The following is a 13,556-nucleotide window of genomic DNA, read 5'->3' on the forward strand; positions in this document are numbered from 1 at the left end:
TCGTCTGAAAAATCGCCATACTCGTTTTTCAGACGACCTTTGTATATACTCATCATCTGAACCTTACCGCCTCAAACCAGTCAGACTCAAAAATATAGTGGATTAACTTTAAACCAGTACGGCGTTGTCTCGCCTTAGCTCAAAGAGAACGATTCTCTAAGGTGCTGAAGCACCAAGTGAATCGGTTCCGTACTATCTGTACTGTCTGTGGCTTCCTCGCCTTGTCCTGATTTAGTTAATCCACTATACATCCGCTCCCGCCATTCCTCTACCGCCTATCGAACATGACTTTTCTAAAAGACATCACCTGGACAGAAATCTTCATTTTCGCCCACACCTGCGCCGCGCTCGGCTGCGTCTTGCGCGTGTTGTACAAACAAAAAAACATTGGCTCCACGTTTGCCTGGCTGATTATCCTCTTCCTTTTCCCTGTCTTCGGCACCATTGCCTACCTGCTTATCGGCGAGCCGCGGCTCGGCACGGCGCGGGCAAAGCGTACGGACGAGATGAACCGTTTTTATCAAGGTTTCGTCGAAACTTACCTGTCTAACCTTTACCTTGATATCGGCGACAAAGTCAAATCCCGTTATCACGGCATCAGCAAAGTCGCTGCGAGCGGAACGGGACTTGGCGCGACGCGCAACAACGCCATGACGCTGCTGTCCACCACCGATGAAATCATCGACACCATACTTGCCGACATCCGTGCCGCCCGCCATTCCTGCATGCTCGCCTTCTACATCATCGAACCCGAAGGCAGGATAGAAGAACTGTTAAACGAACTCCTCGCCGCCGCCGACAGAGGTTTGGATTGCGCCATCCTCGCCGACGCCGTCGGCAGCAGCCGCTTTTTCGACAGCGGCTGGGTAGAAACCCTGCGCGAAGCCGGCATAGAAGTCCACGCCTCCTTGCCCGTCGGCGTCTGGCGCACCTTCTTTACCCGCACCGACCTGCGCAATCACCGCAAAATCCTCGTCATCGACAGCAAAATCGGCTACACCGGCAGCTTCAACCTCGTTGATCCCCGCTTCTTCAAAAAAGATTCCGGCGTCGGCGAATGGGTGGACGTCATGATGCGCTGCACCGGCCCACTGGTACTCGAACTCTCCGCCGTCTTCTTTGCCGACCTTGCCGTCGAAACCGACGAAAACCTCGAAAGCGTGCAGCAATATCTGACGCAGGCGCAAGAGCGCATTCCCGAAATCCTTCCCGAAAAAATGCAGCAGGGCGACATCGTCGCCCAAGTCATCCCCTCCGCGCCAGAACAGGGCAGCCACGTCATTTACGAAACCATCATCAGCGCGATTTACGCCGCCACTAAACAAATCACCATCACCACCCCCTATTTCGTCCCCGACGAACCCCTCCTGATGGCATTGACCATCGCCGCCAAACGCGGCGTCAAAGTTACCCTGATCCTGCCTGCCAAAGTCGATTCCTTCATGGTGCGCTACGCCTCCCGCGCCTACTACCCCATGCTGCTCGACGCAGGCGTCAAAATCGCCATGTTCGAAGGCGGGCTGCTGCACGCCAAAACCATGACCATAGACGAAGACTACGCCCTCTTCGGCACGGTCAACATGGACATGCGCAGCTTCTTCCTCAACCTCGAAATCAGCCTCGCCATCTACGACCGCGACATCACCAAACAAATTTGCAACCTCCAACGCGACTACCTCAAAAACAGCAGCTACATCACCGTCAAAGCATGGCAGCAACGCTCCAAATTCCGCGGGCTGATTGAAAATACCGTCCGCTTAGTCAGTCCGCTTTTGTAGCAGATGAAAATGGACTCGTACCGTCATTTTCCGCAGGAATTCCAATAATAAAGGTCGTCTGAAAACCAGCTTTCAGACGACCTTTATCAAATACAACTCTACCGCTAAAACTCAAAACCGCTTTCAAATATCCGTGCCTGTCCGCTGATAGGATCGGTAAACTCAATTCTTTTTGCCAAAAGTTTCAAAGGTTTCCCATAATCCTCATCACCCGCCGCAGACGGAACGGGATAAAGTGCATCGTTCATCAGCGGCATGCCCAGGCTCATCATATGCACGCGCAGTTGGTGTTTTTTTCCCGTATGCGGCGTAAGGCGGTAGAGGCTGAACGCGCCGCGGTTTTCGATAAGCTCGATCGTCGTATGCGCGTTCGGCTCACCTTCTACTTCAAGTGTCGTAAAAAATTTTTCTCCGCGCACCATGCGTGAAGAAACATTCAGCGGATAAGCCAAATCCGTCCGCGTAGGCGCGATTGCCTGATAAGTTTTGCAGACAGTTTTATTTTGGAACATGGTTTGATAATCGCGGCGCGTGGCAGGATTGTGCGACAGCAGCATGACCCCTGCCGTATCCTTATCCAAGCGGTGAATCGGTGTAATGTCCGCTACATTCAAATGCTGCAATTGCGGCCGCAGGCGCAGCCGGGTCAGCAGCGTTTCACGCAAAAAACGCCCGCTGGGGATGACGGGCAGAAAATGCGGTTTATCAACCACGATAAGATGTTCATCGACAAACAGAATCTTCTCTTCAAACGGAATCCGCGGTTCGCTGTCCCTGCTGGTTTCACGGTAATAAAACATCGTCTCGCCCGCTTCAAACACCGTATGCTCGTTAAACGGCGTCCCGTCCGCACCTACCACAAAGCCGCTGTTCAGCCGCCTGCGCCAATTTTCTTCACCGACAAAAGGAAAGCGTGTGCAGAGAAAATGCAAAAGCGACAGGCCGTAGAACTCTTTTTCATGCGGCAGCACCAAATAGCTGGGCTTTACACCGTCTAAAAGGGGTAGGGGGTTGGAGCGTTTTTTCATGCGGCGGATTGCTTATAAAAAAATTGTATAAAAATGATTGAATGGTTCTGTAATTGATAAATTCGACTGTCTAAACGGATTTAAGCTTTTGATTTAGCGTTTTATCATCATTTTTTTAAAAAAAAATTTACAAAAATTGTTGACAATAAATATTTGATAAATTAATTTTTTAAAAAATATGATGAGAAACCGAGGAAGGCATGAAAAATATTTTCATCCCAATTTTTCCTTTGTGCCGTCTGTTGCTTTAGCTGAATTTTCTTTACTGATAGGGAAAGGGTTAAATTATAAGCTGCTGTCATTTATGTAAATAGTGAAAGTTGGCATTCGGAATTATCTTCTGCTATCTACATCCAGACAGACCCAGCAAGTTTATTTTCATTTCAACTGAACTTCAAGAAAATAATCGGAATAAGAATATGGGCTTGAGTATGGTAGGCATACCTTATGATATAAGAGAAAAGGCAGAATTGTATGGTAACGTCAGTTATTTATGGGAGGAAAGCCGTAATTTAAATGGTATGCTTAAAATAAAGCCAAGGATAAGAGCCTATAAAATATCAATTAGGGATTAATTATACTGCTGTTTAGGACGGTGAAAATCCGGCTTTATTAAATCATTTGTTGGCGGAGTTATAGGAGGAGCTGCTGGTGGATGTTCGCCATCATATTTATCTGCATCTTCTCCATCAAGAAAACCGCTGCTGACTCCAATTTGAATGGTGATGCGAAATGTCAAATTTGTACATAACATTTGCTTTGGTGATTGCATTCAATATTATTTTACGCAAATTATATAAAAAATTTGCTTGTAAAAATGGTTGGTGTGAGTTCATCTATTATTTTGTTATCTTTTTTCTTAATGTTTACATATTTGTTCGTTATGTGAAATGGTGAGATATACGGCAGTTAAGATGATATATGCTGTTGTATATTTATTCTTGGTGAATATGATGAGGATGGTGTTGCTTTTTTATATAAATTATTTATGAGGAAGATGCTGAACGTGATACGTCTTTTTTTACTTGAAGTCCGAAACGTCAGACAGAGTCCGCGGTCGGACAGATAAAATGGTGGCGTGCATTTTGAATTTGAGCCAATAAGGTTGTCTGAAAATTTTTTTAGACGACCTTTTGGCTCAAATCCTTCATCGCCGAAACCTCACAACTCCTTAAAAATCAGCTATAATTGCCGACTATTTTGATTACGGTATCCCTATTTGAAATGGCACAAAAAATCCAATCCGTCAAAGGCATGAACGACCTTTTGCCCGTCGAACAAAAAGATTTCAAGTTGACCGCTGCGTTTTGGCAGGCATTTGAAGATGTGGTCGGCCGCTGGACGCGTGCTTATGGTTATCAGCAAATCCGTACGCCGATTGTCGAGCAGACGGGTTTGTTTGTCCGCTCCATCGGCGAAGAAACCGATGTGGTCGGCAAGGAAATGTATACCTTTTCCGATTCCAACGACTCTTTGAGCCTGAGCCTGCGGCCGGAAGGTACGGCATCCTGCCTGCGTGCGGTGGTCGAACACAATCTGTTGTACAACAGCCCGCAAAAGCTGTGGTACATGGGTCCGATGTTCCGCCGCGAGCGTCCGCAAAAAGGACGTTATCGCCAGTTTCATCAGGTCGGTATCGAGGCTTTGGGTTTTGAAGGCCCGGACATCGACGCGGAAATCATCGCGATGTCGGCGGATTTGTGGGACAAGCTGGGTATCCGCGATTACCTGACTTTGGAAATCAACAGCTTGGGCAACCGAGAAGAACGTGCGGCGCACCGTGCGGCTTTGGTCGAATATCTGACCCGTTATGAAGACAAATTGGATGAAGACAGCAAACGTCGTCTGAAAACCAATCCGTTGCGCGTTTTGGATTCTAAAAATCCCGATTTGCAGGAAATCTGCAATGCCGCGCCGCATTTGACTGATTATCTGGGCGAGGAATCGCGCAATCATTACAGCCGTTTCAAAGCCATGCTGGAAGGCTTGGGCATTCAATATGTTGAAAATCCGCGGCTGGTGCGCGGCTTGGATTATTACAACCAAACCGTTTTTGAATGGACGACCGACAAACTCGGCGCGCAGGCGACGGTGTGCGGCGGTGGCCGTTACGACGGTTTGATTGAAGAGCTTGGCGGCAAGCCTGCGCCGTCCATCGGTTTTGCGATGGGTATCGAGCGGCTGCTGCTGCTGGTTAGCGAATACGGTTCGCTGGAAGTCAATGCCGCACCTGACGTGTACGCCATGCATCAGGGCGAGGGTGCGGATTTGCAAGTGATGAAATACGCGCAAGCCTTACGCGCACAAGGTTTCAACGTGATGCAGCATTCCGGCTATCAAAGCCTGAAAGCGCAAATGAAAAAAGCCGACAACAGCGGCGCGCGTTTTGCCCTAATTGTTGCGCAAGACGAATTGGCGAACGGTACGGTTACGCTTAAAGACATGAACGGCGCACACGGTCAGCAAACCGTCGCCGCCGACGATTTAATCCACACTTTACAACAATGGAAGAACGCATAAATGGCAGCCCATCTCGAAGAACAACAAGAATTAGACAATTTTAAATACTTTTGGAAAAGTACCGGCCGATGGCTGTTTGCCCTGCTGATCGCGGCGGCATTGGGCTATTTGGGCTATACCATGTATAAGAGCCATAAAGCCTCGCAAAGTCAGGAAGCTGCCGAAGTATTGGCGAAAATCGTCGATAAAATGCAGGCAAAAGCCTCGCAAGCCGAAGTGAATGCCGATTTGACCAACCTCCAGCAAAATTACCCGGACTCCATTGCCGCCGCGCAAGCGACGCTGATGGCGGCTGCGACCGAATATGATGCCCGCCGTTACGATGTGGCGGAAGGTCATCTGAACTGGGTGTTGAAAAACCAAAAAGCCCCGCTGGTTCAAGCATTGGCGGCGCAGCGTTTGGGCATCGTCCTGTTGCAGCAGAAAAAATACGATGCCGCGATTGCCGCCTTGAATACGAAAGTTGAAGCAGATTTCGAGCCGCTGCTTTTGGAAGCGAAAGGCGATGTTTATGCCGCGCAAAACAAAACCAAAGAAGCCGCGCAAAGCTATCAGCAGGCTTTGGAAAAGCTGCCTAAAGACGCTATCGAACGCGAATTGCTTCAAATGAAGCTGGATTCGCAAAAATAAAATAAGGTTGTTTGAAAGGCAAATTATCTGTTTTTAGATTTTAGTAGAAAGCACATAGGCACGATATAAATAATCGTGCTGATAAGCAGTCCGACTATGATTTTAAGCGGTTGATCTGTACGATAAACTCCGAAAAGCAAGCCGATACCTAAATTCACAGGGGGGAAAATCAATAGCGATGCAAAAATAAATTTCTTCATGATATGAAAATCCATGAAACATGAAATATGACAGGCTGAGGCCTGCCATATTTCAAATCAATTACCACCAACAACTTGCTATATGAGAGGCGGCACCACCGACAGCTCCTAATACGAAGCCTGAAGCAGCTCCTAAACCTGTACCGATACCAGGGGTTACCGACCCCATACCTGCGCCAATAATAGCAGAGCCGATTGCTCCTTGCGCTATTGACTTGCCATAGTTTTTCCAACTGCAACTGTTTTCGCTACCACCAAAAATTTGACTTAATTCTTGAGAAGATAAAGTTTCCATAATTCAGTATCCTTTTGCAAGATTAATAACGAAATAAGAATCAAAACTATCTGATTCGTTTTTTTTTGATTCTTGTTTTTGTCAAAATTCTTATTTTTATATAAATAATCGTAAAAAAAATAAATAAATTTGTTTATTTTAATTCGATAATAGAAAAATAAAATAAATATTGAGATAGCTTTTGTTGATTTCTCCAACCTGTGTTTTGAAAACACCTGCTCGTGTTGCAGGTTCGCTTCCGAACCGACACTTGATACAGAAAGACCTCATCATGAAACCCACCATCGCCCTTGTCGGCCGCCCGAACGTCGGCAAATCCACCTTGTTCAACCGCCTGACGCGCACCAAAGACGCGCTTGTGCACGACCTGCCCGGCCTGACCCGCGACCGCCATTACGGACACGGCAAAATCGGCAGCAAACCTTATCTCGTCATCGATACTGGCGGTTTCGAGCCGGTTGTGGACAGCGGGATTTTGCACGAAATGGCGAAGCAGACTTTGCAGGCTGTCGATGAAGCCGACGCCGTTGTGTTCTTGGTGGACGGCCGCACCGGCTTGACCCCGCAAGACAAAATTATTGCCGACCGCCTGCGCCAAAGCCCGCGCCCCGTTTATCTGGCGGTAAACAAAGGCGAGGGCGGCAACAGAGCCGTGCTTGCCGCCGAGTTTTACGAGCTGGCATTGGGCGAGCCGCACGTTATTTCCGGTGCGCACGGCGACGGCGTGTATTACCTGATTGAAGAAATTTTAGAAAACTTCCCTGAGCCTGAAGCCGAAGAAGCTGATGTAAAACATCCCGTTTTTGCCGTTATCGGTCGTCCGAATGTCGGCAAATCCACGCTGGTTAACGCCATTCTCGGCGAAGAGCGCGTGATTGCCTTCGATATGGCAGGCACGACGCGCGACAGCATCCACATTGATTTTGAACGCGAAGGCAAACCGTTTACCATCATCGATACCGCAGGCGTTCGACGTCGCGGCAAAGTTGATGAAGCGGTGGAAAAGTTCTCCGTTATCAAAGCCATGCAGGCGGTTGAAGCGGCAAACGTTGCCGTTTTGGTGTTGGACGCGCAGCAGGACATCGCCGACCAAGATGCCACGATTGCCGGTTTCGCCTTGGAAGCAGGGCGTGCGCTGGTGGTTGCCGTCAATAAATGGGACGGTATCAGCGAAGAGCGGCGCGAGCAGATTAAACGCGACATTTCCCGCAAACTATATTTCCTCGATTTTGCCAAGTTCCACTTCATTTCCGCATTGAAAGAACGCGGTATCGACGGATTGTTCGACAGCATTCAGGCAGCCTACAACGCCGCCATGATTAAGATGCCGACGCCGAAAATCACCCGCGTCCTGCAAAGCGCCATCGAACGCCAACAGCCGCCGCGCGCAGGTTTGGTGCGCCCGAAAATGCGTTATGCCCACCAAGGCGGCATGAACCCGCCCGTGATTGTGGTACACGGTAATTCTCTGCACGCGATTTCCGACAGCTATACGCGCTACCTGACCCAGACGTTCCGCAAAGCCTTCAACCTGCAAGGCACGCCGCTGCGGATTCAATACAATGTTTCGGAAAATCCGTATGAAAATGCGGAAGACAAACCGAAGAAAAAACCGCTGCGCCGCGTCAGCCTGAGCAACCGCATCGAAAAACGCGAAGGCCGCAAGGAAGAGAAAAACCGTTTTAAAAAGAAAACCAAAGTCAGCGTGAAAAAACAGCACAGCAAATAAATCTGACGGAACAAGGGGTGCACCGCGAGTGTGCCCCTTTTATAGTGGATTAAATTTAAACCAGTACGGCGTTGCCTCGCCTTGCCGTACTATTTGTACTGTCTGCGGCTTCGTCGCCTTGTCCTGATTTAAATTTAATCCACTATAGATTGCGGTCGGGACGAATAGGGCGGTTGGGGATGAATCCTCTTGAAGATGGTTTGATAAGATGTTGTAACGGAAAGGTTTTATCCGAAAACAAGGTCGTCTGAAAATCCAAATCTGCCGACCTGTTCCCTATGGTAAAAATCGTTTGTATTAAAATGATTTGTATAACGCATTTGGGTAAAAAATCGTTGGAACGCCCGTCGTTTGATAGAGGTTTGCATATTCTTACGGAAAAATAGTTGGTAATTTTTCTCGTTCGGGTCTACAATCCGACTCATGTTCGTTTTCAAAACGATTTCAAAATCATAATAATGGAGCTTAGAATATGACAGCTAAAGGACAAATGTTACAAGATCCTTTTTTGAATGCGTTGCGTAAAGAGCACGTTCCGGTTTCGATTTATCTGGTCAACGGTATCAAACTGCAAGGCCAAGTCGAGTCGTTTGACCAATACGTCGTTCTGCTGCGTAATACTTCCGTTACCCAAATGGTTTATAAACACGCCATCTCAACGATCGTTCCTGCCCGTGCCGTAAGCCTGCAACACGAGAACAAACCCCAAGCCGCTGCGGCTGCCCCGGTTCAAGTTGAGACCGTGCAACAACCTGCCGAATAATGTATGTAACGCATTAATCGATTCTGATACCTTACCGCTTGGCCGGTAAGGTATTTTTATTTTCAGACGTCCCCTGTACGGTTTCATCTTATGCAGCTCGAAAACATCCTCCCTTTTGCACACTCGCTTCTCAAACAAGCCTTAAAACCTGATGCCCGCGCTTTGGACGGTACGGCGGGAAACGGCAACGATACGCTGATGTTGGCGCGTTCGATCGGCAGCGGCGGGAAAGTGTGGGCGTTTGATATTCAAGAGCAGGCATTGGCAAACACCCGAATGCGCTTGGAAGAAGCCGGCATGGCGGATAGGGTGGAACTGATATTGGACGGACATGAAAATCTAGCCACCTACATCCGCGAACCGCTGGACGTGGCGGTATTCAATTTCGGCTGGCTGCCTGGCGGCGATAAAAGTTGTACGACAAAAGCGGCAACCAGTATCCGCGCGTTGACATCCGCCTTATCGCTGCTGAAAACGAGCGGGCTGGCGGTTGCCGTCCTGTATCCCGGGCATGAGGCGGGGCAGCATGAAGCGCAGGCAATCGAAGATTGGGCGCGGCAGCTGCCGCAGGATGAATTTACCGTTTTGCGTTATGGTTTTATCAACCGCCGCAACTGCCCGCCGTATTTGTTGGCGTTTGAAAAGTTACGTCAAGAATGAAGGTTTGGGGTAGAATAGGCGCTTCTTTCAAAAACAATAACGTGCGACCGCTATGCAATATCTGTTTGTAAAATACAGCCATCAGATTTTCGTCACCATCACCATTTTGGTGTTCAATATCCGCTTCTTCCTGCTTTGGCGGCATCCTGACAAACCTTTGGCGGGCATCTGGAAAGCCCTTCCCCACCTCAACGACACCATGCTGCTCTTTACCGGCTTGTGGCTGATGAAGATTACCCACTTTTCGCCCTTCAACGCGCCCTGGCTCGGCAGCAAAATCCTGCTGCTGCTGGTTTACATCGGGCTGGGCATGGTCATGATGCGCGCCCGTCCGCGTTCGCCGAAGTTTTATACCGTTTATGTTTTGGCAATGGCTTGCGTCGGTTGCATCGTCTATCTTGCCAAAACCAAAACGCTGCCGTTTTAAAAAGGTCGTCTGAACATGCCGCAAACCCAATTTGCCGTCATCGCATTAGGCAGCAACCTTGCCGAACCCGCCCGCCAAGTCCGCGCCGCCTTGTCCGTGCTGGAGGCGCATCCGCAGATTCAAATCGAAAAAACTTCCTCGCTGTATGTGACCGCGCCGGTCGGCTACGACGATCAGCCTGATTTCGTCAATGCCGTTTGTTCCGTCCGCACTTCATTGGACGGCGTTTCGCTGCTTGCCGTGTTGAACCGTATCGAGGCGGATTTCGGGCGGGAACGCACGTTCCGAAACGCCCCGCGCACATTGGATCTGGACATCATCGATTTTGACGGCATTTCCAGCAACGACCCGCATCTGACCCTGCCGCATCCGCGCGCGCACGAACGCAGCTTTGTGATGAAGCCGCTGGCTGAAATCCTGCCCGATTTTGTTTTGGGCGAACACGGACGGGCGGCTGCTTTGGCGGCTGCTTTGGGAGATGAAGGCATACGTCTGTTGGAAGCTGTTTGAAGCAAGGTAGTGAAATAAAAACGCCTGTTTGCTTTGATCGCGTGTCGAAGTTTCTATTTGAAGCAAGCTAGGTTCAAGAGGTCGTCTGAAAAGGGAAATGGCTTGGCAGTTTCCTTTTTCAGACGACCTTTCAAGAAGGACGGCGGCAGGTTTGGGCAAATTCCGTCGGTCTGATAAAATGCCTCTTTCCAAAATATCAAAACAAAATCATTAATCAAACCATGAACTACCGTTATATTGTCGTCGAAGGCTCCATCGGCAGCGGGAAAAACGCCTTGAGCCGCCGCCTTGCAGAACATTTCAGCGCGCTGTCGCTGGCGGAAAACCCCGAACACAACCCCTTCCTCATGAAGTTTTACGCCAACGCCTCCCATCACGGCTTGGCAACCGAGCTTTTTTTCCTGATGCGTCGAGCCGAAAGCGTGGACATCATCAAAAACGAATACGCACAAGGCGGCATGGTGGTCGCCGATTTCCTGTTGGAAAAAGACCGGATTTTCACGCCGGTCGTGTTGAATGAAGACGAGCAGCAGCTCTTTGCCGATTTGAAACAAAAAATCCTGCCGCAGTATCCCGCGCCCGATTTGGTGATCTACCTGCAAACCGCTGTGGACGGCAACCGCAAACGCCTGCAAAAACGCGGCGACGGCATCATCAATCTTTTCCCCGAAGGCTATTTGGGGCGGATACACGAGGGATACAGCCAGTTTTTCCACCTTTATCAAAATTCCCCGCTGCTGACCGTCAATGCCGACGAGTTGGACTTGCAAGGCAATGACGAACATTTCCAACTGTTGCTCAATGCGCTGAACGATTTGCAGGGAACGCGCAATTATCTCAATTTGAGAGAACGCTGACGCAGTTTGCAAGATTGTGGTGAAACGCCGAAGCGGCTATGTTGGGGGATTCATTTTATTCCTTGCCCGCTTCTGCGTTTCCGTCTTAGGTCGTCTGAAAGGAGACATCATGACCCAATACCGATTCACTTTGCCCTCAAGCAGCGGCAACGACTTCGATTCTGCCGAACATCTGCCGCTGATTGTCTATTTCTACCCCAAAGACAGCACGCCCGGCTGCACCACCGAAGGCTTGGATTTCAACGCCCGTTTGCCGCAATTCAAAGAACTCGGCTATACCGTCGTCGGCATCTCGCGTGACGGCGTGAAATCGCATCAGAATTTCTGCGCCAAACAAGGCTTTAATTTTGAATTGTTGAGCGACAAAGACGAAACCGTGTGTAAAATGTTTGACGTGATCAAGCTGAAAAAGCTCTACGGCAAAGAGTCTTTGGGTATTGAACGCAGCACATTCGTATTGGACGCAAACGGCGAAATCATCCACGAATGGCGCAAAGTCAAAGTCGCCGGACACGCGCAGGAAGTGTTGGAAACGCTATCCCGATAAACCGTAATGCAGCAAAAGGTCGTCTGAAAACGAACATGGCGGGCTCTGCCTAAGCAGGTTTTCATTTTCAGACGGCCTTTTATAATGGATGTCAATCAGGGCAGGGTTGCTTGTCCTGATTCATATTAAATCCACGATACACACCATCTTCGGACTGCCCGTAAAACCTCATGACAGACGAAATCATAGACAAACTGCTCGAATCCCTGTGGCTGCAAGACCGTCTCAGCCACAACACCTTGCAAGGCTACCGCCGCGATTTGGAAAAAATCGCCGCGCGCTTGGAAGCGGGCGGGCATACTTGGTTGGATGCCGAAGCCGCCGATTTGGCGGATGCCGTCTATGCGGCGGACGAAAAACACAGCTCGCAGGCGCGCGCCCTGTCCGCCTGTAAACGCCTATACGCCTGGTTGGAAGAGACCGAGCGGCGGACGGACAACCCGACCCGTTTCCTCAAAGCCCCGAAACAGACGCAAAAGCTGCCCACCCTGATTACCGAAGCGCAAATCGAAAACCTGCTCGCCGCGCCCGATACCGATACGCCGCACGGCCTGCGCGACAAAGCCCTGCTCGAAGTCATGTACGCCACAGGTTTACGCGTAACCGAAGCCGTCAAGCTCCAACTGGGCGACCTCGACCTCAACCGAGGCTGCATCCGCACCATAGGCAAAGGCGACAAACTGCGTATCGTGCCTATGGGCGAAGAAGCCGTTTACTGGGTCGAACGCTATTGCGCCGAATCGCGCCCGCTACTGCTCAAAAACAAAATCTGCGACGAAGTCTTCGTCAGCCAAAAACGCAGCGGCATCTCCCGCCAACTCGCATGGATGATTGTCAAAAATTATGCGGACGCCGCCGGCATCACCTCGCTCAGCCCGCACGGCCTGCGCCACGCCTTCGCCACCCACCTCGTCAACCACGGCGTCGATTTGCGTGCCGTACAACTCATGCTCGGACACGCCAACATCAACACCACCCAAATCTACACCCACGTCGCCAACATCCGCCTGAAAAACATCGTTGACGAACACCATTCGCGAAACTAGACGATTCCATTAAAAAGGTCGTCTGAAAACGGAAATTTCGTTTTCAGACGACCTTTTTTGTTGATATGGCATTAAACATTCAAAATGAGTTAATTTATAAAATATCAATCGGAATATATATTTCAATAGAAAATTACCAAGATAAACCAAGAGGTAAACCTTGCAATGCAAACAGTTTTTATTTATATTCATGTTTAAGAATAAAACACACTATCAATACTGAGCGAAAGAAAACACGGAGCACATTATGTTTGTCTGCATCTGCAACGCCATTACCGACCACGAAATCAAAGAAACCATCGCCGCAGGCGCAAGTACGATGAGCGATTTGCAGGCTCAATTAGGAGTAGCTACTTGCTGTGGGTGTTGCAGCGAATTGGCTGCTTCGTTTCTGAATATCAACAATGCCCAAACTACCATTACCGCCGGTATTAATGTTCAGTCTTAATTTCATCTAGAATTCAAACAAGGTCGTCTGAAACCAAAATCTTTGGTTTCAGACGACTTTTTGCATCTACTCTAAAATAAAACAGTATATGCCGAACTGCCGTTTTGAAGTTAATCGG

The 13,556-nt window shown here is 49.2% G+C and carries 15 protein-coding genes and 1 pseudogene; 12 read left to right on the forward strand and 4 right to left on the reverse strand.

The features are described from left to right. Window positions 1-284: 284 nt before the first annotated feature. The gene (gene cls / locus RSJ68_03115) at window positions 285-1,778 is read left to right on the forward strand and encodes a cardiolipin synthase (protein WNU97737.1); all 1,494 of its coding nucleotides are present in this window, start codon (window positions 285-287) and stop codon (window positions 1,776-1,778) included. A gap of 104 nt (window positions 1,779-1,882) precedes the next feature. Here the strand turns inward: cls and RSJ68_03120 are convergent, their stop codons facing one another. Continuing rightward, window positions 1,883-2,806, reverse strand: coding sequence for an RluA family pseudouridine synthase (locus RSJ68_03120; GenBank protein ID WNU97738.1), 924 nt, complete (start codon window positions 2,804-2,806; stop codon window positions 1,883-1,885). A gap of 571 nt (window positions 2,807-3,377) precedes the next feature. Then, window positions 3,378-3,578 (reverse strand): hypothetical protein, encoded by a 201-nt coding sequence (locus RSJ68_03125; protein WNU97739.1) that lies wholly within the window; start codon window positions 3,576-3,578, stop codon window positions 3,378-3,380. 452 nt (window positions 3,579-4,030) lie between these two features. Here RSJ68_03125 and hisS point away from each other — a divergent pair, with 452 nt between their 5' ends. Both hisS and RSJ68_03135 read left to right on the forward strand, forming a co-directional pair. Then, window positions 4,031-5,326, forward strand: a complete 1,296-nt coding sequence (gene hisS / locus RSJ68_03130; GenBank protein WNU97740.1) for a histidine--tRNA ligase — start codon at window positions 4,031-4,033, stop codon at window positions 5,324-5,326. Then, entirely contained in the window at window positions 5,327-5,956 is a 630-nt protein-coding gene (locus RSJ68_03135; GenBank protein ID WNU97741.1) for a tetratricopeptide repeat protein, read from the forward strand. A 261-nt stretch (window positions 5,957-6,217) separates the two neighbouring features. On the opposite strand, the gene RSJ68_03140 is transcribed toward RSJ68_03135, so the two are convergent. Continuing rightward, a complete protein-coding gene (locus RSJ68_03140; protein WNU97742.1) occupies window positions 6,218-6,451 on the reverse strand; it encodes a Blp family class II bacteriocin in 234 nt (77 codons plus the stop codon). Window positions 6,452-6,722: 271 nt separating this feature from the next. Here RSJ68_03140 and der point away from each other — a divergent pair, with 271 nt between their 5' ends. Then, window positions 6,723-8,180: a ribosome biogenesis GTPase Der gene (gene der / locus RSJ68_03145; GenBank protein ID WNU97743.1), complete on the forward strand. Its 1,458-nt coding sequence runs from the start codon at window positions 6,723-6,725 to the stop codon at window positions 8,178-8,180. A gap of 42 nt (window positions 8,181-8,222) precedes the next feature. Here the strand turns inward: der and RSJ68_03150 are convergent. Next, window positions 8,223-8,327, reverse strand: a pseudogene (locus RSJ68_03150) (IS5/IS1182 family transposase). 325 nt (window positions 8,328-8,652) lie between these two features. Between RSJ68_03150 and hfq the strand changes: the two are divergent. The 8 genes from hfq to RSJ68_03190 all read left to right on the forward strand — a co-directional run bounded on the left by hfq (window position 8,653) and on the right by RSJ68_03190 (window position 13,438). Further along, on the forward strand, window positions 8,653-8,943 hold the full coding sequence (gene hfq / locus RSJ68_03155) for an RNA chaperone Hfq (protein WNU97744.1): 291 nt from the start codon (window positions 8,653-8,655) through the stop codon (window positions 8,941-8,943). Between the two features lie 90 nt (window positions 8,944-9,033). Next, window positions 9,034-9,603, forward strand: coding sequence for a class I SAM-dependent methyltransferase (locus RSJ68_03160; GenBank protein ID WNU97745.1), 570 nt, complete (start codon window positions 9,034-9,036; stop codon window positions 9,601-9,603). Window positions 9,604-9,655: 52 nt separating this feature from the next. Then, window positions 9,656-10,030, forward strand: a complete 375-nt coding sequence (locus RSJ68_03165; protein ID WNU97746.1) for a SirB2 family protein — start codon at window positions 9,656-9,658, stop codon at window positions 10,028-10,030. A 15-nt stretch (window positions 10,031-10,045) separates the two neighbouring features. Further along, a complete protein-coding gene (folK, locus tag RSJ68_03170; GenBank protein WNU97747.1) occupies window positions 10,046-10,540 on the forward strand; it encodes a 2-amino-4-hydroxy-6-hydroxymethyldihydropteridine diphosphokinase in 495 nt (164 codons plus the stop codon). A gap of 221 nt (window positions 10,541-10,761) precedes the next feature. After that, entirely contained in the window at window positions 10,762-11,397 is a 636-nt protein-coding gene (locus RSJ68_03175) for a deoxynucleoside kinase (protein WNU97748.1), read from the forward strand. A gap of 109 nt (window positions 11,398-11,506) precedes the next feature. Then, window positions 11,507-11,944, forward strand: a complete 438-nt coding sequence (locus RSJ68_03180; protein WNU97749.1) for a peroxiredoxin — start codon at window positions 11,507-11,509, stop codon at window positions 11,942-11,944. 170 nt (window positions 11,945-12,114) lie between these two features. Continuing rightward, a complete protein-coding gene (gene xerD, locus RSJ68_03185; protein WNU97750.1) occupies window positions 12,115-12,990 on the forward strand; it encodes a site-specific tyrosine recombinase XerD in 876 nt (291 codons plus the stop codon). A 247-nt stretch (window positions 12,991-13,237) separates the two neighbouring features. After that, entirely contained in the window at window positions 13,238-13,438 is a 201-nt protein-coding gene (locus RSJ68_03190) for a (2Fe-2S)-binding protein (GenBank protein WNU97751.1), read from the forward strand. Window positions 13,439-13,556 lie beyond the last annotated feature (118 nt).

The sequence above is a fragment of the Neisseria sp. DTU_2020_1000833_1_SI_GRL_NUU_006 genome (assembly GCA_032388755.1).
Classification (GTDB): Bacteria; Pseudomonadota; Gammaproteobacteria; order Burkholderiales; family Neisseriaceae; genus Neisseria; species Neisseria sicca_C.